Genomic DNA, 23,585 nt, shown 5'->3' on the forward strand with positions numbered 1-23,585 from the left:
GATTTCTAGAAAGATATAATTTAGTTATCACCGGGTGAGAATGTGTAACAATAGATGAAAAAGGGGAGGGCACAAAGAAATGCGCAAAAAGGTAAAACGTTCACTCATCGTTTTGTGTATCGGCATGATTTCTACGGCACTGCTGCTATCCGGCTGCAGCGGATCAGGAAAAACGAGCGGCGGGGGATCGACGGCGGCGGAATCCGGCGGGGACGATACGAAACCGATCACGCTGTCCGTATTTTTGGATAGCCCAGGTCAACAGCCTACGGCCGACAACAAGATCTATAAATTGATTAAAGAAAAGACAGGCGTTAGCCTGAATATGGAATTTCTGGTCGGGGACCTGCAGCAGAAGCTGGGCGTCATGATCGCAGGCGGTGACTACCCGGATCTCATCTCGGGCAATGACAAACTGATCAATGCGGGGGCGTATATTCCGCTGGAAGATTTGATCGAGAAATACGCACCGAATCTGAAGAAACATTATGCCGAAGTATGGAACCAAATGAAAGATCCGAAGGATGGACATATTTACGTACTCCCAAACTACGGCGTGTACACTGGTTCGGTTCACGATACGACCTATCAAGGACCGGGGTTCTATTTGCAAAAAGATGTTTTGAAAGAAATGGGCTACCCTACGCCGAAAACATTGGAAGAGTACTTTGATATTATCGCGAAATATAAGGCAAAGCATCCGGATATGATCGGATTTGAAACCCTGAATTTTGACTGGAGGGTATTTCCGCTCCAGAACGCGCCGGAGCATTTATCCGGTCACCCTAATGACGGCGGCGTGATCGTGGACAACAACAAAGCGCAAATCTTTGCGGATAAAGATATTGCGAAAACCTACTACAAGAAGCTGAATGAAGTGAACGCGCAGGGCTTGCTGGATAAAGAAGCCTTCGTGCAGAACTATGACCAGTACCTGGCCAAAATCGCCAGCGGGCGAGTGATCGGCATGTTCGATCAGCATTGGAACTTCCAAGATGGTGAGAATTCCCTGATTTCCCAAGGGAAAATTGGAAGCACTTACGTCGGCTTTCCGCTCATGTATCCCGGCGCAAAGGAATATTACCGTGATCGTGGAGGCGTGAACCTCAATCGTGGATTTGGTATTTCCGTAAAAGCCAAAGATCCGGTCCGGATCATCAAGTTTATGGATGCATTGATGACAGAGGATTGGCAGAAGACGCTCCAGTGGGGAATCAAGGGAGAAGATTACGAGGTAAAAGACGACGGCACGTTCTACCGGACTCCAGAGCAGCGGGCCAATGCGGACAATAATACCTGGAAGTTAGCCAACAGGGCGGATTCGTTCTTTGGTTACATGCCCAAAATGCAAGGTTCGTACAGCGATGGCAACGCAACGGATCCCGGAACCCAGCCACAGGAATTTTACGATAGCTTGAAGCCTTACGACCAAGAAATTCTGAAAGCGTATCATCATAAAACCTGGGCGGAATTTTTCAAGGAGCCCGGCCCGAACCCGGTATATTTCCCGGCTTATTCCATCATTCTGGAGGACGGCTCTGCCGCTCAACTGGCCAGCACCAAATTAAACGACCTATCGGTCAAATATCTGCCGAAAGCGATTATGGCTTCCCCGTCGGAATTTGATAGTGTATGGCAGGATTATGTGAATCAGATCCACAAGCTGGATATTAAGGCTTACGAAGACCGCATAAATGAACAAATTCAATGGCGGATTAAGAACTGGAGCAGCAAGTAAGAGCTGTAGAAATCCAAACGGGGCGGGGAATTCATTCCCCGCCCCGTATTGGAAATGTCATACGGAAGGGGAACAACGAGATGTCTGAGATCTTGCTGACCGGGGAGGTCAAAACCAAGAAGAAACGGAGAGTAGACCCGGAAATTGGCGTCAGCCTGAGCTGGAAAACTCTGAAAGCCCAAAAACAGTTGATATTCATGTCGGTTCCAATTGCCATTTATTTGATCATTTTTTCATATGTCCCCGTCTGGGGATGGCTGATGGCTTTTCAAAACTATCGTCCGGCCCTGTCCTTCTGGAAACAGGATTGGGTTGGACTGCAGCAGTTCCGTTTTCTGTTTCAGGACGATGCCTTCCTTGGGGTGCTGCGAAATACGATTGCCATGAGTTTCATCAACCTGGTTTTGGGTTTTGTAACGGCGATTGCCTTGGCACTGCTGCTGAACGAAATCAAGGTGCGGTTCTTTAAAAGGACGGTACAAACCATATCCTATCTGCCGCATTTTCTGTCATGGGTCATCGCGGCAGGCATTGTTGCGACTTCCTTATCTGTGGATGACGGCATCGTCAACACAGTACTCATGAAGCTGCATCTGATTGATCAGCCCGTGATGTGGCTGAGTAAAGGACACTATTTTTGGGGAATCGTCGGGCTGTCGAACGTTTGGAAAGAGGTTGGCTGGAATACGATCATCTATTTGGCAGCCATTACCTCGATCGATCCGTCCCTTTACGAAGCCGCTTCCATCGACGGTGCAGGCAGGTTTCATAAAATGAGGTATGTAACGCTCCCTGGGATCAAGTCCACTTTTATCATCCTGCTCATTATGAATATCGGGCATATCCTGGATGCAGGATTTGAGGTTCAGTATTTGCTGGGGAACGGCCTGGTCGTGGACTGGTCGCAAACGATTGATATTTTCGTGCTGAAGTACGGGATATCGATGGGGAATTATTCCCTTGCTACGGCTGCAGGCATATTTAAAACGATCGTGAGCGTCATACTCGTATTCATTGCGAATTCCATCGCAAAGCGTCTTGGCGAAGAACGATTGGTATAGAGGAGGACGGGGAAATGAAAACAGAAGTCAAGAGTCAGTTTCGCCTGGAACCCGTCGTTTTCCATACGCTGAATACGCTGTTTATGCTGATTGTCGTCATTGTCACGCTGTACCCTTTTCTTCATACGATGGCGATTTCATTTAATGACGGAAGCGATTCGCTGAAGGGGGGCGTGTACGTTTGGCCGCACACCTGGACCTTGCAAAATTATAAAGCGGTATTCGTATCGGGCACGATCTATCACGCCGCGTTCATTTCTGTGTCCCGTACCGTCATTTCGACCGTGCTCGGCGTATTTCTGACGACCATGCTGGCTTATACATTGGCCCAGCCTCACTATATTTTCCGTAAAAAAATAAGCATGCTGTTTATATTGACGATGTACTTCAACGCAGGCTTGATTCCCAACTACTTTTTGATCAAAGACCTGGGTTTGCGGAACAGCTTCTGGGTCTATATCCTGCCGGGTTTGGTCAGCGCATTTAACCTGATCGTGATCCGAACGTACATCAGGTCGCTCCCGGGAAGCCTGGTTGAATCCGCCAAAATTGACGGAGCCGGTGATTTCCGGATTTTCTGGCGGATCGTATTTCCGCTGTGTACGCCCGTCCTTGCGACCATTGCCTTGTTCATCGCCGTAGGCTCTTGGAATTCCTGGTTCGACACGTTCCTGTACGCTTCTTCCGAACAGAACCTCAGTTCACTCCAGTATGAAATGATGAAGCTGCTTGGGTCGACCATGAGCACCAATAACGATCCGTCCATGATGGCAGGGGCTAATACCAACCAAACCCAGGCCATGGTAACGCCGGCGTCCATTCAGGCTGCAATTACGATCGTGACCGCGATGCCGATATTATTCGTTTATCCTTTTTTGCAAAGGTACTTTGTGGTAGGCTTGAACTTGGGAAGTGTCAAAGAATAAAAATTTTTCGGGCGCTCGTTTCAGACGAGAACAGTACCGTTCCGGCAGCTGCCGGAACGGTTTCTCCTATTCCATGGGTGTATAATAAAGCAAATTCAATCGGTGGAGCGGTGATGCCAAATGCTTAAAGTCTTACTTGCCGACGACGAACCCTTAATGCTGGAAGGTCTGTGTTTTTTGGTAGACTGGACCGAATTGGGCTTTGAGATTTGTGGTACGGCTATGGATGGGGATGACGCCTTGCAGCTAATCCAGAGTCTCAATCCCGATTTGGTCATTACGGATGTTCGTATGCCCGTCATTGATGGATTAGAGCTGATTAAGCAGGTGCAGGGCGGGGCTCCCCAACCGAAATTTATTATTATAAGCGGATATGCTGATTTTCAATATGCCAAGACAGCCATTCAATATGGCGTTTGCAACTACCTGACCAAGCCTCTGGATGAGGGCGAGTTGGAATCGGCCGTGAAAAACATAGCTTCGGAGATCCAGTCTGAGCGGAAATCGGATGCGTACCGCAGAGCCGAGACTGCCTATGTCCAAACAGAACTGCTCTCACAGCTTCTCACAAGAGAATACGCTCCGCAAGAGCTGGAGCAGGCGGTTAGGCAGCTCCCCATCGGCGATAAATCGCGGATTCGCTGCATGCTCGTGTATGGAGCTGCTTTGGAGCACGGAAATGTTCGCGGCTGTCGGCTGCTGGATCGGCTGAGCCGTCTGGCCGAACAGCAAATAGAGCATATTACCGTGCTTCCTTTCGTGATCGGGCAGGACAAGCACGGCTACGTATTGATATCCGGCCCCGACGGACCGGAATTGACTCCCCTTCTTGTTACCCGGTTTATCCGATGTATTAGAAACGATTATGAGGAGAATGTCACCTTCTCGGTGAGTGATGAGCATAGAGGACCGTATTCCCTCAACACCGTTTTCCAAGAAGCCGTTGCCGCTGGGGTTTCCCGTCTCGATAACCGTCATCAAGAGGTTTATTATTATGAGGAGGAGAATCTGGAACAGCAGCTCCTTCTTCCCTCTGCGTTTATGAAATCGCTCACAAAGGCGGTTGTGGAAGGCAGGGTGGATGAGCTGCCCGATCGTGTGCGCGAGTTTTTCGCTGTCATTTCGGGAAACCACGCTTCAAAACCGTGGACCAGCGCTTATGCAGCCAATATCAAGGTTGAACTCCTCCATGAAATCGGCAGAAGGGGAGGCAGCACAGCGGACTGGGAGAGGAAATGGTTTAACGGCTCCCCGGCGTTGACGATGCAAAGCGACCTGGAAAAACAAACCCTGACCGAGCTTCGTGAAGCGGCGGAGTGGTTTGCTGAAGAAGATGGGGTTCAGACGGATCAAAACATATCGAAAGCGATAGAATTCATTCGTGATCATTATCCCGAGAAACTGAAGCTGCACGATATCGCCGAGGTTCTGCATGTCAATGCGGCCTATCTGGGACAGCGCTTCAAGAAGAAACTAGGCATTTCCTTTAACGAATATTATCATGCCGTGCGGATTGAAGAAGCTATGAAGCTACTTCGGCGAACCGACTTGAATATTTGCGAGATCGCGGCTCGTGTCGGTTATGCCGATACCGATCAGTTTACGGCCAAATTTAAAGCCATCAACGGCATATCCCCTTCGGTTTATAAGAAGGGCTGAAAATATGATGCAGGAGACAGGTGCATGAACGTGAAGTGGAAGACCTCAGCTCTCATGGACGATATCCCTTTAAGATACAAGTTTTTAATCATCCTGCTCGGTGTGCTTATTCCGATCATCAGCATCAATACGCTGTTCTATTTGCAGACCAGTAAAAATGCCGAAACCCGTGAAGCGGAAAATCTGCAAATTTCGGTAGAGCGGGCGGGTTACGATTTTATGCAAATGGTTAATGAATGCGTTGCCATCGGCAACACGGTAGCTGCGGACCGGACGTTGAATGAAATGCTGGATTATAACTATGCGGATTATGATGAGTACTATGAAAATTACGACAATGTATTAAGAGATCGGCTGCGTCAGTACAGCAACCTGCATTCCTATATTTTATGGCTTGGCGTATATACGACGAATCCGACCATTCAAAGCGGCAACAGCTATTTTGTCTTGCAGGACAGCGATAAGAACAGCGAGTGGTATCAAAAAATCGCCGGGAGCAAAGAAAAAGTGCTGCTCACTTCGTATTTGGATACGAACCCGATGTACCCGAATCAAAAGAAGGTATACATCAGCATCATTCGGAAAATGGACAATTACCCCGGACTATTAAAGCATACAAAGTATCTGCGGATCGATTTGAGATTGGACAGTCTGAAAGAATTGTTCGCCAAGGAACGGGATTATATGACATTAAAGCTGATCGATGACAAAAACAGAATCGTTTTGGCATCCGACCAGTCGCATGATGATGCGGGTGACAGTCAACTGTTGAGCCTCCCTGTTGAGAGCGGAGCTTCCGGAGATGGAGCGATAAAGGATATTATCAGGCCATTAGGACCGGCAAATTATACACAAGGCTGGAATCTGGTCGGAACGCCCGAAAGGAAAGATATCAGCGGCGAGCTTCGTCATATCCTTCGTTTTATCCTGATTTTGGCTCTGATCACCACGCTGATCCCGGCCATCTTGTTTGTAGTCATTCTGCGTTCCTACAATCTAAGAGTAAAGCAGCTGTACAAGCATATGAAACTTGTGAACTACGAACGTTTCGAAACGATTCATATGTACGAAGGCAAAGACGAAATCGGCGGACTCCTACGGAGCTTTAACATGATGACCGAAAAAATCCGCAATTTGATCAATGACGTCTACAAGCTGGAAATCCAGAAGAAGGATCTCGAGCTGGAACGGGTCAGGGCGGAATTGAACTATTTGCAAAGCCAGGTGGACCCCCACTTTTTATTTAATACATTAAATGCGGTGCTGGTCATCTGCAAAAAATACAAGTACGAGCAGGTGACTGATATTATTCGCAATCTGGCCCAGATTCTGCGCAGATTGTTAAGCTGGAAAGATGACCTGGTGACGATTGAGGAGGAGGTGATGTTCATTGAAATGTACCTCCAGATCGAAAAATTCCGGTTCCAGGACCGGTTTTCCTATGAGCTGGACGTTGATCCCGGCCTGATGAAGTACCGGATCCCTAAAATGAGCATCCAAGCGCTCGTGGAAAACTCTTGCAAGCATGGACTCCAATCGGTCAAAGGAGCACGATTGATCCGGATCGGGATCCATCGGTCCTATGAGAACCTTATCATTACCGTTGAAGACAACGGGATCGGCATGAACAAGGACAAGCTGGATTGGATCAACCGGAATCTTCATTCGGACGATGACACCGGAAAAAATATCGGACTGCGCAACGTGTATAAGCGTCTGAAAGTGTACTACGACGGTCAGGCCAAGCTTGTCATTGAAAGCGATCCATATGTACGTACAGCGATCGTAATCCAAATCCCGTTGAACCAGGTTCAAGCACAAGCGGGAGGTGAAATTCATGTATAGCGTGCTTCTTGTGGATGACGAAGCGATTGCCCTCGAGGGGCTGAAGATGTTGAGCGATTGGGAAGGACTCGGTTTTCAAATCTGCGGAGCATGCGACGACGGCGAAGATGCCCTATCTCTGATTATGGACACGCTGCCGGATTTGGTGGTCACCGATATTCGCATGCCGGGGATCGACGGACTGGAATTGATACGCCGAGTCCGTTCCATAGAACATTATGATCCGATCTTTGTTGTTCTCAGCGGGTACAGCGACTTTGAATATGCCCGCACGGCTCTTCGATACGGGGTGAGATTTTATATGCTCAAACCGGTCATTGAGCCTGAGTGGGATGCGATGATCGCGACGATTATTAATGAACTTGACGCCAAATCACGCACCAGGGAGCAAGAAGAGGCTACCTCCAAACAAGTCTTGGCCATCGCCCTTTCCCGAATGCTCCGCGGAGAACTGACCGAAGTCGACGGGGATATTGCGTATTTGATGGATCAGATGAATCAGCAAGCCACCGGCTGGCGGTATATCCACATTGAAGGGCTGACATGCGAGGGAACGGAAATTTGCCGGTCGCTGTCCCAGACCGGGCATGCGTTATATGTAGATATGTACTGCAATCAAGCCGGTCTTATCGTAGATACTGCCCGTAAACCATTAGAGCTTGCGCAGCGCGTGCATGAAGAACTGCTGAAGCATGGCCTTGACTGCTCCGTGTCCGTCGGTCCCTCGGTTCAAACCCTTCATGACTTGCCTGAGTCTTATATGAGGGCAGCCAAGGCTTCCCTTCAGCACTTCTTCCGTTCGGAGGAGGGAGGGGTGATTGACGTTGACCCGGATTCCTCGCATGAAATGAGTTACGTTCTTCCTCCGTCCCTTGTCTTGGATGAATTGCTCATCGCTGTCGAGAGATCACAGGAGCAGAAAGTTTGCGATATGCTCCATCAGTTGTTCGAGACATTTAAGGATAACAAGACTGCCCCTGAAGTGGCGTACATGGCAAGCATTCAGATCGTCATGAAAAGTATCGAGCTGCTCAGGGAATTCGGCGGGACCACGGATTTATGGCGGGATGTGTTCCATTTTTTAAAAACGAAGCCGGGTTCCGTTGCTGCGTTAAAGCAGTCGCTGCACACGTTTTTAGAATTATGCATGGGAACCGTCAAGCACTACAAAGAAATGAATTCCGAGCATCCCTTGGTGCAAATCGAGCGTTATTTGCAAGAGAATTTCCATCAGAATCTGACGATCAAGAAGATCGCGGAGCGATTTTTTATCAATCCGGCATATTTGGGGCAGGCGTTTATCAAAAAGAACGGTGTCGGCATTCTGGAATACATCCACGATCTGCGGATTGCCGAAGCCAAAAGAAGATTGTGCGACACCGAAGAAACGGTGCGGGTGATCGCAGAGGATCTCGGATATGTCCACTATCACCATTTTTTAAGAGAATTCGAGAAGCGGACGTCTCTCAAACCTGTAGCTTACAGAAAATGGCATCAACCGGGAGATCGGTTAGGTATTTCTGCCCCGTAAGCAGTAAACATCGGGTGGGTATGTAAAGAGATGCGGATTGAGTTTATCCGTCCGCTGCAGGGATAATGAAGTTTGATAAATCGAAACGCAAATTCCTAATCACAGTGAAAAGGGGATTTCCCATGACAGACCATCCAGCTGCATCCACGAACGAAGCTCGCGGCCCTGCGGCCCCGCGGGACCCCGAGAACCGGCGTGAAGATGATCAAGCTGCCGAAGACATGATCGATCCTCCGGTTGACTTTGAAGGGCAGTCCTACCGTGACATGGTCGCCAAATCTCTTTTGAATCGAGGCAACAACAAGAGATTGAAAGCGGCCATCGAAAAAGCGAAGAGAGGGGAGCCGGTCACCATCGCCTACATCGGCGGCTCCATCACCCATGGAGCTGGGGCTATCCCGCTTCCTGTAAATGGTTACGCCTACAGGTCGTACGATCTTTTTAGGAAGCGGTTCGCCTCCTCCGAAGGCAGTCCGATCCGTCTGATCAAAGCGGGAGTAGGCGGGACGCCGTCAGAGCTGGGGATCGTACGTTATGATCGGGATGTGCTCCGGGACGGTACGGAGAATCCGGATATCGTGGTCGTGGAGTTTGCCGTCAATGACGCCGGCGATGAGACGCGGGGCAATTGCTACGAAAGCTTGGTGCTCAAGGCGCTTGGGGGCGATAGCCGGCCTGCGGTGATCTTGCTGTTCAGCGTGTTCCTGAACGACTGGAATCTTCAGGATCGGCTGGCTCCGGTCGGGTGGCACTACGACCTTCCCATGGTCAGCATAAAGGATGCCGTCGTCGAGCAGTTCAGTTTGGCCAGGGACCAAGGAGGGGTCATCTCCAAAAGGCAGTTTTTCTATGATATCTATCATCCGACGAATAGCGGCCATCAGATCATGGCGGATTGCCTGGACTGGCTGTTCGAAGTCACGGACCGGTCTGCGCCTGACGAAGAGGATGTCCTGACCGATAAACCGCCGTTGATCGGCAACGATTACGTTCAGACCCGGCTGTTGGATCGCCAGAACGGTGACCGTATCGCTCAGATCGATACCGGTGGTTTTCGGGAGACCGATACCGATCTGCAGCTCGCGGAAATGGACGATCACGATTATGGCACGCCCCAGTTTCCTCATAACTGGATGCATACAGCCGGATCGGGAGAGGGCCATTTTACAATGACTATCAGGAGCAAGCGTCTCATTCTCGTATTTAAAGACTCGGGAAGCAGCGATTTCGGATCCGCGGAGATTCGGGTGGACGGAAAGCACAAGCTGACCGCTGATCCGCATGAAGTGAACTGGACGCACTGCAGTGCGGTTATTTTGTACGATGAGCCGGATTCAGGGCAGCATACCGTCGAGATCCGTATGGCGGCGGGCAGCGAACATAAACGGTTTACTATTCTGGGGTTTGGTTACGTGCTGTAAAGCTTGTTTGTACTTGGTACAGTTCTATTTAATCATGTGAGTCCATAACAGGGGAGGAAAAGAAATTGATAGAAACAGCGCCAACGGGCTTTGACCAATATAGGGAACATATCAGCCGCGGACAAATCGAACTTGTGGAATATTATTCAGAAACGGTCGGCTGTGACCGCAAAACGTTCATATACACCCCACCCGGGTACTCAGAACAACACAAGTATAACGTGCTCTTTCTCCTGCACGGAATAGGCGGGGATGAAGCCGAATGGAAGAATCACGGCAATATACAGGTCGTGCTCGATAATCTTTACGCCGACGGCAAGCTCGAGCCCATGATCGTCGTACTCCCTAATGGCCGCGCGATGCCAAACGACAGGGCGGAAGGAGACATATTCGATCCCGACAAGGTGAAAGCCTTCGAGACCTTCGAGTTCGATTTGCTTCATGATCTGATTCCTTTTATTGAATCGAAATACCCGGTATTCACAGGTAGAGAGAATTATAGTATCGCCGGTTTGTCGATGGGCGGAGGGCAGGCGCTGAATATCGGATTGAATCATCTCGACCGCTTTGCCTGGGTAGGAGCCTTTTCTCCGGCCCCGAATACCAAGGTCCCGGAACTGCTCGTACCGAATCCCGAAGAGGCAGCAAATCTGCTTAGACTGCTCTGGCTATCCTGCGGAGACCAGGATGACCTGAAGCATATCAGTGACCGGACGCACTCGTATTTGTCAAATCACGGAGTTCCTCATGTCTGGTACGAGGAAAGCGGCGGTCACGATTGGCCGGTTTGGAAAAACGATCTGTACCATTTCTCGCAGCTGCTGTTTCGAGTTTAGCATCATGGATCAGGAAGAAACCTTTCCTTTACGGATAGGTTTCTTTTTTTTTTTTGAAGATTATAGAATTTAAAATTTCAGCGAAGCTGAACCATTCTATTAACGCAAGAAAAACTTCAGCTACACGCGGTCTGTCTTCTTTGAAGGTACGTCGATAGACGTTTTTCATAGCGCATATTCCGTTTTTTGAAAGTCCGAAATGATGTTTAAAACTTACAAATGCCATTTAGATTATCTATGGTTGTTTGCCGGAAATCCATTTAACATGATCCGTGTGCTTGCAGTTCATCAGGGTCCACCAGGCATCGGAACCGATTCTTCGGTCATCACGAGGCATACGCGTGCAAGCTCATGTTTTGAAAGCGCTGTCCTATTTGGAGACAGCGAAATCCAAAGGGGGGTATTTTATGAGGAAGCGTAAGTCAATGGTGCTGGTTTGGTGTTTGATTCTGATCCTGATGGCCTCTTGCAGCAACGGTTCCGGAGGAGGCGCATCCAACACGGGTTCGAGCGGCGGAAATGCCGCTGAGGAAAGCACGAATGCACCCGCGAAGCCGGACGACAAAGAAGAGAGCGGTACTTCGGAAATGAATTTCGACATGGGTGGCCGGACGATCAAATGGGTATCTTGGTACGACGAATCGATCAAGGAAGATAATCCGGACAATATTAAAAAGAAGCAGAACCTGGACGAACTCATGAAGAAGCATAACTTTAAAATGGAATACGTCACGATCGACTATGGCGAGTACGTGAATAAAGTGACGTCATCGCTGCTCGCGGGAGAGCCGCTCGGCGACATGATCCGGATGGCCAGACCTTGGATGATTCCAACGCTCGTGAAGCAGGATTTATTCTCCCCGGTTGATGAATTCACAAAAAATCAGAACGTATTTATTCAGCAGTACACGAACGATTATTCGCAGTTTGAGGGCAGGGGCTACGGGTTCAGGGCAGGCATCAACGGTGCTTCATCAGGTATTTTTTATAATCGAACCTTGATGGAGAAACTGGGCCTCAAGCCGCTGCAGGAATACGTCAACGAAGACAACTGGAATTGGGAGACCTTCATCCAGGCAGCCAAAGAGGCGAACAAAGATACGAATAATGACGGTAAGCTGGACACCTGGGGGCTCGCTTCCGCTTCCATTTTAGTTCAGGCTCTGGCGGCCAACGACGCAAATATCGTGTCGGGAGATAAGCAAAATCTGGAGGACCCGAAAACGAAAGAAACCTTAAACTTCATATCCCAGCTCGCAACGGAAAACATCGCCAGACCGACCGAAGGCGGTGATTGGACCGAACCCGGCCAATTTTTCCGTCAAGGGAACACGCTGATGTATGCCGGGAGCGATTATGAGATGGATGGATTCAAAAAGGATATGCCTGATTTGGATATAGGCTTCCTGCCCTTCCCTAAAGGGCCCAGCGCTACAGAGTACCACTCCCATCTTACGATTCCGAATTACTTGACGATCCCGAAGGCGGTCGAACATCCCGAGCAATTGGTTTACATTTATGAAAAAATCAACGATATCGAGTCCATCTACGACTACCCGAAACAAGCTTCGCTCGAAACGTTATTCAAGAACGAAGACGACATCAACAATGCAAAGATGGCAGGGGAAAGCATCAATGTCGTCGACGGCAAAGACGGGTATCCTTCCATGCCTTACTACGAGCTAGTCGGAGACATTATTGACGGAAATTCCGTTTCCACGGTCATTGGAAAATACAAAGAGCCGTTCCAGGCTTCGATTGATGAGGTTTGGAAAAAGTAGCGGTGATATGTACCGTCCCCACGAAGAAAACATCCGAAGTGGGGACTCCTTATTCAAGGAGGTGCTTCTGCCCTGACTGCTTCCTTGCAGCAGATGGAGGATAGCCCTTCATTTCCTTGAACAGCTTGCTGAAATAGTAAATATCGTCAATCCCGCACATTTCCGCCGCGTTCTTCACGGTAAAGTCACCGGATGACAGCATCATTTCGGCATTGTTGATGCGAATGCGTTTGATGTACTCCTTGAGTGTCGTACCGGTATTCTGCTTAAATAACCTGCCCAAATAGACGGGGCTCAGATGCAGCCATTCCGCCAATTCGGCGATCGATAGATTTTCCGAGTAATGCTCTGAAATGTATTCGGTTAATTTCTTGATCCGCGGATCGATCGGCATGGGCGCTTTCCGGTAATAGTTGGTGAGCAGACGGTGGAGGATAAGCTCGAACAAAGCGCGTGCCTGGATGTGGTAAAACGGCTGCTTGCTCATCCATACATGGTTGAATTCACGAATATACCCCAGAATCTCCCTGGTGATCACTTTCTTGGTGACGCCTTTAAACGGGAGATGGATATGATTATACGGTTCGGCCCAAAAAAAGTTGAACGGATACGAATGCATAAGGGACTCCTTGAACGTGTGGGCTTCCCTGATGCTTCCCCCGGGAACGTAGATCATGTCACCTGCTTCTACCGTGAATTTCTCTCCATTAATATAGTAATTCGCCATGCCTTCAACCACAAACGTTAGATCGTGGAAGCCGATTTTCGCTTTCTGGATCGTCCACTCGGGAAAGCATCTACGGTCGATGAACAGAAAGATATTCGGAACAAGATGAGGATGATGCTCAATTTCCAAGTACACCGCCTCCTTTAAGCTAATCATAGGTTTCGCTCCAGAAATTTCAAGAGAAAATCGAGATTGTATTGCTCATTCGTGATTAAGCATTTCATTTTCAGTTCAGCAAATGAGGGGGGATTTGTCATGATTACATTAACTGGATTCGCAGATGAGATTTCATCGGATTTGGAAGAACAGCTGGATGTCCTCGAATCGGAAAATATTCGTTATCTGGAGCTGCGGGGAGTCTGGGGGAAAAATGTATTGAATTTAACCGAAGAGGAAACGGTGAAGATTAAAGAACGGCTGACCCGGCGGGGATTCGGCGTCTCCGCGATCGGCTCTCCTCTGGGAAAAATCAAGATCACCGATGACTTTGATCCACATTTTACGAAGGCCGAGCACACCATACGTTTGGCAGCGTTTTTTCAAGCCAAGTTTGTCCGCATCTTTTCCTTTTATATTCCGGAGGGAGAACATGACAAATTCCGAGAGGAAGTTTTCCGTCGCATGAAGCGGCTCGTTCAGCTGGCGAATGATGCCGGAATCGTACTGCTGCATGAGAATGAAAGCCATATTTACGGCGATACCGGAGAACGCTGCAAGGACATTTTGGAGGCCGTTTCGTCGCCAGGCATGAGAGCGGCCTTTGATCCCGCAAATTTCGTACAATGCAGGGTACACCCCATGTCTGAGGCATACCCGCTGCTCGCCGGCTACATCTCTTATATTCATGTGAAGGACGCACGGATGGACAATGGTTCAGTGGTTCCTGCAGGCGAGGGAGACGGGCAGCTGCGTCTGCTTCTCCAGCAATTGAAAGAGACGGGATATTCCGGATTTATGTCTTTGGAACCGCATCTGCAAGCAACGGGAAAGCTTGCGGGGCTCAGCCAACCTGAACTATTCGTAGTAGCCTCGAAAGCAATTAAGAAGCTACTGGCCGAGCAGGAAATGAAGTGGAATTGACTGGCGCAAAGTCCTGCATTTATTGGGGGTATTTCTTTAGTTTATGAATAGGAGGGATCATAAAAACTGATTTAAAATAAATAGAGAAAATGATTGCGCTTACAATAAAAAGTAAAAAACGGGTTAGCAAGTAAAAAGATGCGGGTTGCTTGTGTGCGTACGCCATCAAGATAATAGTCTTGATACGCTTTAATGAATCTAATCGAAATGGGGTTGGCGCATTGCGTATTCCCAAATGGAGTGTAGTTGGTCTAGTCCTGACGGTCACGATGCCCTTGTCCATGCTGGCGTCGTGCGACCGGATCGGGGTGTCTGACGGTGAGGAGGTAACAGGGAAGACCGATGGTCAGTACATCTACTCGGAACCCGGCCTGGAGAAGTATGATCCCCCGATTGAGCTCACTTTCGTGCGGGAGACGAGCGATGATTTGGACAACCTGATCAAAACGTTTCCGGGAGAAACACTGGAAGATAATAGGTGGACCCGGCTGTATGAACAAGTTCTGGGCATCCAGATCAAGTATGATTGGACAGCCAAAGGCACCCTTTATAATCAGAAGCTGGGCGTTGCGCTTGCCTCGGGAAACCTGCCTGATGTCGTGAGAGTCGATGCGGATCAGCTGCGTCAGCTGAGCAATGCGGGCCTGATTCAGGATTTGACCGAAGCCTATGAGAAATATGCGGCGCCGTTCACGAAGGAAATTTTGGGCCAGGAGGGGACCGGGCCGTTCGAAGCGGCCACGGTAGGCGGCAAATTGATGGGAATTCCCGAGACAAGCGCATCGATCGAGGGAGCACAGTATATTTGGATCCGGACTGATTGGCTGGACCATCTCGGCTTACAGCCACCACAAACGATGAATGACCTCCTGAACGTTTCGAAAGCGTTTACAGAAAATGACCCCGACCGAAACGGAAAAAACGATACATTGGGGCTTCCGGTGACCCAATATTTGTGGGATCCCGTAATGGGCTTGTCGGCATTTATGGCCGGTTACGACGCCTTCCCCAATATATGGATTCGCGATCCATCCGGCAAGCTCGTATACGGAGCTGTTCAACCTGAAGTCAAGACTGCGCTGAAAGTCCTTCAGGACATGTATCGGAACGGAGAAATTGACGAGGAATTTATGTTTAAAGACGGCATCAAGGCCAAAGCAGAGCTTACCGCAGGTAAATACGGGATGATGTACGGCGAACAGTGGGGATCGTTTGTCGTGCAGGGCAATCATGAGCAGGATCCGGAAGCCAGATGGCAGGCTTTTCCCATTGTTTCGGCCACAGGGAAACCGGCGAAAGTGCCGCTCCGCTTCGCTACCCATCAATTTCTTGCCGTCCGTAAGGGAGTCCAGCATCCCGAGGCCATCGTAAAGCTGTTCAATTTGCATCTGGAAAAGAACTGGGGAGCGACGGCCGAGTACGAAATCTATTACAGCACCCCATATCCGGCTTGGCAGCTTTCTCCGGTTACTCCGTATCCTGCACTGAAGAATCTGGACGCCTACTACCAAATTGAAGAGGCACGCCGAACCGGAAACCCTAATGTGCTTAAGGATGAGGCAAGGTCGATTCAAAAGAACATCGAGGCTTATCTGACCCGTGGCAATCCGTCCGGCTGGGGCTGGGAACGAACCTATGGCCCGTCGGGAGCGTTTTCCATCCTTGACGGGTATAAAAGGAACAACCAGTTATTGTATGAGAGCTTTGTAGGTGCGCCAACCGATACGATGATCGAAAAACAATCGATTCTCGACTCTCTGACGATGAATACGTTCACTAACATTATACTGGGTCATCCCATCGATGAATTTGACCGTTTCGTCGAGGAATGGCATCGTCTGGGCGGTGATAAAATGACAGCCGAAGTCAATGAATGGTACTCGAACAAACAGAAAGATTAGTGCATCGGAGGCGTTGTTTTGATTAGGATTCCTGTGAATTCATTGCGTCATACCATCCTGGCCAGGCTCGTTCTGATGTATCTGGTGGTGATCCTCCCGATTATTCTGCTCGGCGTATACCTGTACAATTGGAGCTATACCAACGCAAGCGAAGAAATATCAAGAAATTCACTGGCGCAGTTATCGTCCTATCTTGAGGGGCTGAATCGGGAAATCGAATGGCTTGAAATTCAGCAGTTTGACATTTTGCAGGAAAGCGAGCTCCATAAGATTGCCGTCACCTGGGGGATGATGGACAGCGCCGAGAAAAGGTCGAGCGTAAATTACTTGCTCCACCGTCTGACTTCCATAAAAAACAGCAGCCCGTACATCAAAGATATTTATGTCCATATTCATTCGATCGGTAAAACGATTTCGGCCAGCAATGCCGTCCGTACGCTGGACCAGCAAAGATATGATGAAATACGCTCCATCGGAGAACGAAGCGGCGCCCGGCTGATGCGGCAGGGGGATTCGCTTCAGCTCACCGCCTCGAAGTTTGGCGGGACCAATGTGAAGGATCCGCTGTATCTCGTTCAAATCGAATTGGATAACGACAAGCTGAAGGACTCTTTGAAACCGCTCGGCGTGTATCCCGGAAGCGGCTCGATTCTGATCGCGAGGGAAGCTGGGTTCACATTGTCCAGCACCGGCACGCCGCCAGAGCTGCTGGAGGATTTTATAAAGGCGGCCAAGGGCGTGGACGACAGTACGATGCTGCTCGATATCGGGAGAAGGGAGTACCATTTCAATATCGCCAATTCCGACAAGCTGGCCCTCTCGCTCGTTTCGTACTTACCGGAGGGAACGGTCAAGAGACCGCTGATCAAATTCAATCTGTGGGCATGGGTGTTTGCGGTAACTTCGGTTTTTGCCATTATCGTATATGCCTATTCCACTTACCGTTACGTTCATCGTCCGCTGCTGTCGCTCGTCCAAAGCTTTCGCAGGATGGAAGGCGGGACCCTCGATATTCCGATCCAGCATGAGCAGAAGGATGAGTTCGGCTATTTGTATGACCGGTTTAATCAGATGCTCGTCAAGCTGCAGACCTTGATCGATCAAGATTTCAAACAGAAATTGATGATGCAGAAGGCCGAACTGAAGCAGCTGCAGTCGCAAATCAAACCGCATTTCCTGTATAACAGCTTCTTTATCCTGAACTCGCTGGCCAAGACGGGCGATACGGACCGGATCGAGCTGTTTACGATCATGCTCGGCGAGTATTACCGGTTCATCGCCCGCAACGGCGAGGACCATGCCACGCTGTCGGAAGAAATCAAGCATGCGAGAATGTACACGGAAATCCAGCAGCTCCGCTTCTCCCGGCGCATTCGTGTCCAGTTCGATGAATTGCCTGTGGACATGCAGCGCGTCAAGGTGCCGAGGTTGATCGTCCAACCGTTGATCGAGAACGCCTATGAGCACAGTCTGGAGAGCATGCCGAACGAAGGGTTTCTCCGCGTTACGTTTGAGCGAACCGGCTCCGAATGCGTCATCAAAGTGGAGGATAACGGGAACAGCATCGACGATGCCGGGCTCGAAGCCCTCCAGCATCGGGTAACAGGTCCTGCCGAATCCCACGAAATGACCGGGATGATCAACATCCATCGGCGGATCCTGCTTACATACGGCGAAGGCAGCGGACTGTTCTTGTCTAGAAGCAGCCTGGGCGGGCTTCAGGCCGCCATTCGTATCAAGATCAGGGAGGAGAACGGGGATGTACAGACTGCTAATCGTTGACGATGAAGATATCATTACGGACGGACTGTATGAAGTGTTCAACCGCTATCAACCGGAGCGGCTCGATGTGTGCAAAGCCTATTCCGCCAAGGAAGCGCTGGATTGGATGTCGCGCACGAGAATCGACATCGTCCTGACCGATATAGCCATGCCCGGCATGAGCGGGCTGGAATTATCCGAGGAAATCCGGAAGTACTGGCCCAGATGCAGAGTCGTGTTCTTGACCGGCCACAGTGAATTCGAATATGCGTACCGCGCGATCCAAATGACAAATGCCCGTTATGTGCTGAAGACGGAAGGGTATGCCAAGGTGACCGACACCGTGCAGGATGTCTTGGACGATATAGAACGCGCGCATCACGACAGTCTGCTGCTGGAGCAGTCCCGCGAGCAGCTACTGGCGTTCCAATTCATGGCTCAGGGCGATTATATGAGGCACCTTCTTCAGAACAGCCGTGTATTGAGCGAGGATACAGACATATTGGCTCGCGAATTCAGCAAGCTGGACATCGGCCTCGATCCCGCCCAGCCCGTCGTGCTGGTCCTTGGCCGCATCTCGTATCCGGAGGGCAGGACGTATACGGAAAGATGCGAAATTCTGTCGTCCGTCAGAAGGATATGGGATACCTATTTTTCGGGCCGGGCCCGGAGTATGGGGATCACCGACAAGCATGGCGACGCCTTTTGGTTTCTGCAACCGTCTGAACCGGCCGAGGGCGGGACCGACAACCATTTCATCCGTTTCGTGGAAGGGACCTTGGAGCTGGTTCAGGAATCCTGCATCGGTTCTCTTGGATTGAGCATCGGATTGGCGCTGAGCAGCGAAGCATGCAGGTGGGAAAGCTTGACGCGCCAATACGAAAGGCTGCGGGAGCTGCAGCAGTTAAGGAGCGGCAGCGGGGGAGCCATCATTGTACGCGACGGCTTCGAGCCGCTCGATGGATTGGACTGCAAAGCGAGCTTTGCGGACAGTCAGACAGCGGAGGTGCTGAGGGCTTATCTGGAGTCGGGGAGACACGATGAATTTATCCAAGCGCTTGAGGAGGTAACGGCCAGTGCACTGAAGATGAGCTGTAAGGTTCAGTTAACGATCGAGACGTATTATACGATCGCGCTGATGCTGCATTCCTGCATAGGCCGTATGGGAATGCACGGGCATATCGGCGATACCGGAAAATTGATGCGGCTGAACGATCATCCCTCAATGGAGGAGGCCTTCGGCTATTTGAAACGCGTCGCGGAATCCATTTTCCTAAGCAAACAAACGCAGGAGAGGGACAGGGCCTCGCTGATTGTCGACCGGATCTGCCAGTATATCGAAGAGCACTTGAGTGAGGATTTGTCCCTGGTGCGCCTAGCGGAAATCCATTACTTCAATCCCTCGTATTTGTCGCGGTTCTTCAAGCAGGAGAAAGGAATCAACTTATCCGATTTTATCGACAAATGCCGGGTGAAGAAAGCCAAGGAGATGCTGCGGGACAACGATTTGAAAGTGCGCGAGGTGGGGTTATCCGTTGGTTATGAGGCTGCCCATTCGTTCACCCGTTTTTTCAAAAAAGCAGCGGGGCTCACGCCACAGGAATACCGGGATACACTTTCTTTGAATTGAACCTCTGGAAACTAGAGTTTGGCGGGTGATCCGGACGGATCAGACAGGTTGCTCCCGCTGAACGCAAGCCTTACTCTTTTTACGAGAGTTGAGAGTTTGGTTATACAAAAAATGCTGAATACGGGAGTTGACACAAAAATGAATGAACTCGTTCATGCACCGATCGGCAAGCTGCCGCGAAACGGAAATCCGCTTGTCGCCCATAAATTTGGAGCAGACCCCTATGTACTGGTGTTCGACGGGCGCGTATACCTCTACAATACAGACGATGTATTAGAGTATGACGAGCAAGGGGCGGTCAAGGACAACAGCTATAGCACCATCAACCGCATATCGGTAATTTCCTCGGATGATCTGGCGAACTGGACGGACCATGGCGCCATTCAAGTGGCAGGTCCGGATGGAGCAGCCAAATGGGCGACGCAATCTTGGGCCCCTGCGGCAGCTCACAAAAGAATAGACGGCAAAGACCGCTTCTTCCTGTACTTTGCCAACAACGCCAGCGGCATCGGTGTGCTGACAAGCGACAGTCCGACCGGCCCATGGGTCGATCCGATCGGCATGCCGCTTATCGCAAGGGACACGCCTGGCGTTCAAGGCGTCGTATGGCTCTTCGATCCGGCCGTGCTGGTGGACGATGACGGCAAAGGCTATATTTACTTTGGCGGGGGCGTGCCGGAAGGCCAGGATGAGAATCCCGGGACCGCTCGGATGATGCGGCTGGGTGACGATATGATCAGCGTGATCGGCGAAGCCGAGCCGATCCCGGCTCCGTTTATGTTCGAGGATGCCGGCATTCATAAGGAAGGCGGCCAATATTACTATTCGTATTGCTCCAACTTCTACAATGGAGTTCGGCCGGAGGGAAGTCCTCCGGCGGGGGAGATTGCCTATATGACCAGCACCGGCCCAATGGGACCATGGACGTACCAGGGATCGATCCTTAAAAATCCCGGCCATTTTTTCGGTGTCAGCGGCAACAACCACCATGCCATGTTCCAGTTTCATGGTGATTGGTATATCGCTTATCACGCCCAGACCTTGTCGAAGGCCATGGGCGTGGTGAAGGGGTATCGGTCGACCCACCTTAACCGGGTGATCCTGGACGAAGATGGTGCGATTCAATCCATTGAAGCGGACATGACCGGCGTTAAGCAGATCAAGCCGCTGAATCCATATGACCGCGTTGGAGCGGAGACGATCGCTTGGTGCGCAGGCGTGAATGTGCGTAAGCTTCAGACGGATGGACTGGAACAGGGCGAAGACCTCATGGTTTTAACGGACCTTCATCATGGGGACTGGACCGCCGTGTCCGGCGTTGATTTCGGCGCCGGGGCCTCAGCGTTTTCAGCGTCTGTATCGTGCGCGAATGACGGAGGAGTCATCGAACTCCGCCTGGACAGCCCTGAAGGCAAATCGATCGGTACGCTTCAAGTGTCTTCGACCAGCGGACTGTGGAGCGAAATGGTGACACCCGTCAGCGGTGCGGAGGGCGTGCATGATTTGTTCCTGATCTTCAAAGGGAAGCCGGATATCGAGCTGTTCCAGATCGACTATTGGCAATTTCGATAATGTGCCGGTAGTGAATATGTGAGAGGTAAGGTCGTTATAAAAAATGCCGTCCGTTTCATCGGGCGGCATTTTTTAAGATATCAGAAAGTATAAAATTCGAAGCGAGACCTTCCTGATATCGCAAGAAAAACAACATCTAAACGCGGTCTGTCTCCTTTGAGAGTACGTCGATAGACGTTTTTCTTATTGCATATACGCAGCCGCACAACTTGCAGCCTGCACATATCTACATTTTCTCAGGTAAACGAACGGGAACTGGCGGGTACTTCCCCCTGAATGGAAGCGCTACAATGAGGTTGGTGAAGGCGAATCGGGTCAGAACAAAGGGGCGAGTGCAATGACCGGTAAGGAAACGGAGACGAAGGATACGGGCGGCGGACCGATTCTGCAGGCAAGCGGGATCACACGGATTTTTGGCAGGGGGAATACCGCCGTTACCGCTTTGGAAAATATCCATCTGAACATTCCGCCTGGAACGATCGTGGCTCTGAGAGGGCGCTCGGGTTCAGGAAAGACCACGCTATTGAACATTCTCAGCGCATTAGACGATCCGACGGAGGGACAGGTGTATTTCAAAGGGAGGGAAATCACCGGTTTATCCGGCTCCGAACGCAGCCAGATCCGGCGCAAGGAGATCGGCCTCGTGTTCCAGTCGTATGGATTGATTCCGCTGATGTCGGCTTACGAAAATGTTGAATTCGGGCTGCGTATCGCGGGACTGAAGGGTAACCGGGAGGTGGTGGAGCATGCGCTTGACCGCGTCGGCATGCGGGAGCGGATGAAGCATCGGCCGTCCGAACTGTCGGGCGGCGAGCAGCAGCGCGTAGCCATTGCCCGCGCCATCGTGCACCAGCCTGAGCTGTTGATTGCGGATGAGCCGACCGCCGAACTGGACAGCCGGATGGGGCTGCAGGTCGTCCGCATTTTTCGCGAGCTGGTAAAAGAATCGGGGATGACGGTCGTTCTCACGACGCATGACCCCGGGATGATGGAGCTTGTCGATCACGTTATCGCATTGGAGGATGGAAATATTGTATCGCAGACAACGAACGAATCTCCCCTTATCTAAAATAGACCGGCGTCTGCGGCGAATAGCCGCGCTTCTAACGGCGCTGATGCTGCTCTCGGGCTGTTCGCTCCTTCCGGTCGAACCGGAAACGCTGCAGCCGCCCTTGGTCGAGCCGGCCAAAGAACAGTTTAACCTCGTGCAGGCCAGCCGCGGGAAGATTCAGACCTTCCTAAAGGGGACGGCTTATTTTGTGTCGGCCCAATCCGAAGCGCTGTCCTTCAAGGAGATGGGCGGAAGGCTCAAATCGATTCCGGTGACGGTGGGCAAGGAGGTGAAGGCGGGCGATCTGCTGGCGGAGCTGGAGACGGGCGACCTCGATTTTCAGGTGCGTCTGCAGCAGCTGAATGTAGAGCGCGCGCAGCTGCTGTACAAACAGGCACGCGATGCCGGCGCAGGCGCCGTCGACCTGCGGCTCAAGGAAATCGATCTGGAGCGCGAGCGGATGTCGCTGCAGGAGATGAAGGCCAAGCTTGGCCAATCACGCTTGTACGCTCCCGTCTCGGGAACGGTGACGTTTGTCGAGAAGCTGAATGCGGGAGACAACGTGAACGCATATCAAGCGATCGTCACTGTCTCCGACCCGTCCAAAGTGCAGCTGACTTATGTTGCGGCGGACAGCAAGGATCTGAACCCGGTCAAAGCCGGCATGCCTGTCAGCCTCAAGTATAAAGGCAAGGACTATAAGGGAAGGGTCCTTCAAGCCCCTTCGGATTTGCCGGCAGCCGCCGACAGTTCGAAGGCAGAGAAGAACGGGGTAACGATCTTCATGAGCATGGACAACGCTCCGGGAGACGTCAAGGTCGGCGACAGCGCCGAGCTGACGATCGAGCTTCAAAAGCGGGATAACGCCATCATTGTACCCCGCTCGGCAATCCGTTCCTATATGGGGCGTTCCTATGTTCAGATCGCCGAAGGAGAACGCCGCAAGGAGGTTGACATCGAGATCGGATTGACGACGCCGACGGAAGTCGAGATTGTCAAAGGACTTGAGGAAGGCCAGAAAGTCATTCTGAACAATTAACCGACGAGCTATGGCCCGGGCCGACC

General features: G+C 50.8%; 17 protein-coding genes. 16 read left to right on the plus strand and 1 reads right to left on the minus strand.

Annotated elements, in window-relative coordinates; all coding sequences use genetic code 11:
* Positions 1–79: 79 nt before the first annotated feature.
* The 9 genes from IAE55_RS10805 to IAE55_RS10845 all read left to right on the plus strand — a co-directional run bounded on the left by IAE55_RS10805 (position 80) and on the right by IAE55_RS10845 (position 12,798).
* Complete coding sequence (locus IAE55_RS10805; protein ID WP_145024832.1) at positions 80–1,738, plus strand: ABC transporter substrate-binding protein; 1,659 nt, start codon at positions 80–82, stop codon at positions 1,736–1,738.
* A gap of 80 nt (positions 1,739–1,818) precedes the next feature.
* Complete coding sequence (locus tag IAE55_RS10810; protein WP_145024830.1) at positions 1,819–2,799, plus strand: ABC transporter permease; 981 nt, start codon at positions 1,819–1,821, stop codon at positions 2,797–2,799.
* A gap of 14 nt (positions 2,800–2,813) precedes the next feature.
* On the plus strand, positions 2,814–3,725 hold the full coding sequence (locus IAE55_RS10815) for a carbohydrate ABC transporter permease (protein ID WP_076169204.1): 912 nt from the start codon (positions 2,814–2,816) through the stop codon (positions 3,723–3,725).
* Positions 3,726–3,845: 120 nt separating this feature from the next.
* Positions 3,846–5,384: a response regulator transcription factor gene (locus IAE55_RS10820; protein ID WP_200632062.1), complete on the plus strand. Its 1,539-nt coding sequence runs from the start codon at positions 3,846–3,848 to the stop codon at positions 5,382–5,384.
* A 24-nt stretch (positions 5,385–5,408) separates the two neighbouring features.
* Positions 5,409–7,229, plus strand: a complete 1,821-nt coding sequence (locus IAE55_RS10825; RefSeq protein WP_200632064.1) for a sensor histidine kinase — start codon at positions 5,409–5,411, stop codon at positions 7,227–7,229.
* Positions 7,222–8,760, plus strand: coding sequence for a response regulator (locus IAE55_RS10830; protein WP_200632066.1), 1,539 nt, complete (start codon positions 7,222–7,224; stop codon positions 8,758–8,760). The genes IAE55_RS10825 and IAE55_RS10830 overlap by 8 nt, the downstream gene beginning before the upstream one ends.
* Before the next feature lie 122 nt (positions 8,761–8,882).
* Positions 8,883–10,181, plus strand: coding sequence for an SGNH/GDSL hydrolase family protein (locus IAE55_RS10835; protein ID WP_325168626.1), 1,299 nt, complete (start codon positions 8,883–8,885; stop codon positions 10,179–10,181).
* A 65-nt stretch (positions 10,182–10,246) separates the two neighbouring features.
* Positions 10,247–11,017 (plus strand): alpha/beta hydrolase, encoded by a 771-nt coding sequence (locus IAE55_RS10840; RefSeq protein WP_200632070.1) that lies wholly within the window; start codon positions 10,247–10,249, stop codon positions 11,015–11,017.
* A gap of 407 nt (positions 11,018–11,424) precedes the next feature.
* On the plus strand, positions 11,425–12,798 hold the full coding sequence (locus IAE55_RS10845) for an ABC transporter substrate-binding protein (RefSeq protein ID WP_200632072.1): 1,374 nt from the start codon (positions 11,425–11,427) through the stop codon (positions 12,796–12,798).
* A gap of 49 nt (positions 12,799–12,847) precedes the next feature.
* Here the strand turns inward: IAE55_RS10845 and IAE55_RS10850 are convergent, their stop codons facing one another.
* Positions 12,848–13,681, minus strand: a complete 834-nt coding sequence (locus IAE55_RS10850; RefSeq protein ID WP_234489432.1) for an AraC family transcriptional regulator — start codon at positions 13,679–13,681, stop codon at positions 12,848–12,850.
* A 99-nt stretch (positions 13,682–13,780) separates the two neighbouring features.
* On the opposite strand from IAE55_RS10850, the gene IAE55_RS10855 reads away from it, so the two are divergent.
* The 7 genes from IAE55_RS10855 (at position 13,781) to IAE55_RS10885 (ending at position 23,559) form a co-directional block, all read left to right on the plus strand.
* Positions 13,781–14,605 (plus strand): sugar phosphate isomerase/epimerase family protein, encoded by an 825-nt coding sequence (locus IAE55_RS10855; protein ID WP_145159702.1) that lies wholly within the window; start codon positions 13,781–13,783, stop codon positions 14,603–14,605.
* A 269-nt stretch (positions 14,606–14,874) separates the two neighbouring features.
* Positions 14,875–16,506: an extracellular solute-binding protein gene (locus tag IAE55_RS10860; protein ID WP_200632181.1), complete on the plus strand. Its 1,632-nt coding sequence runs from the start codon at positions 14,875–14,877 to the stop codon at positions 16,504–16,506.
* 18 nt (positions 16,507–16,524) lie between these two features.
* Entirely contained in the window at positions 16,525–18,288 is a 1,764-nt protein-coding gene (locus IAE55_RS10865) for a sensor histidine kinase (RefSeq protein WP_234489433.1), read from the plus strand.
* On the plus strand, positions 18,266–19,897 hold the full coding sequence (locus tag IAE55_RS10870) for a response regulator transcription factor (RefSeq protein ID WP_200632073.1): 1,632 nt from the start codon (positions 18,266–18,268) through the stop codon (positions 19,895–19,897). The genes IAE55_RS10865 and IAE55_RS10870 overlap by 23 nt, the downstream gene beginning before the upstream one ends.
* Before the next feature lie 111 nt (positions 19,898–20,008).
* A complete protein-coding gene (locus IAE55_RS10875) occupies positions 20,009–21,469 on the plus strand; it encodes a glycoside hydrolase family 43 protein (RefSeq protein ID WP_200632194.1) in 1,461 nt (486 codons plus the stop codon).
* A gap of 337 nt (positions 21,470–21,806) precedes the next feature.
* Positions 21,807–22,538, plus strand: coding sequence for an ABC transporter ATP-binding protein (locus IAE55_RS10880; RefSeq protein ID WP_076169195.1), 732 nt, complete (start codon positions 21,807–21,809; stop codon positions 22,536–22,538).
* Complete coding sequence (locus IAE55_RS10885) at positions 22,492–23,559, plus strand: efflux RND transporter periplasmic adaptor subunit (RefSeq protein WP_200632075.1); 1,068 nt, start codon at positions 22,492–22,494, stop codon at positions 23,557–23,559. Before IAE55_RS10880 ends, IAE55_RS10885 begins: the two co-directional genes overlap by 47 nt.
* The last annotated feature ends 26 nt before the right edge of the window (positions 23,560–23,585 follow it).

Origin of the sequence: Paenibacillus sp. S28 (assembly GCF_016624415.1) — a bacterium.
GTDB classification, from domain to species: Bacteria; Bacillota; Bacilli; order Paenibacillales; family Paenibacillaceae; genus Paenibacillus_AQ; species Paenibacillus_AQ favisporus.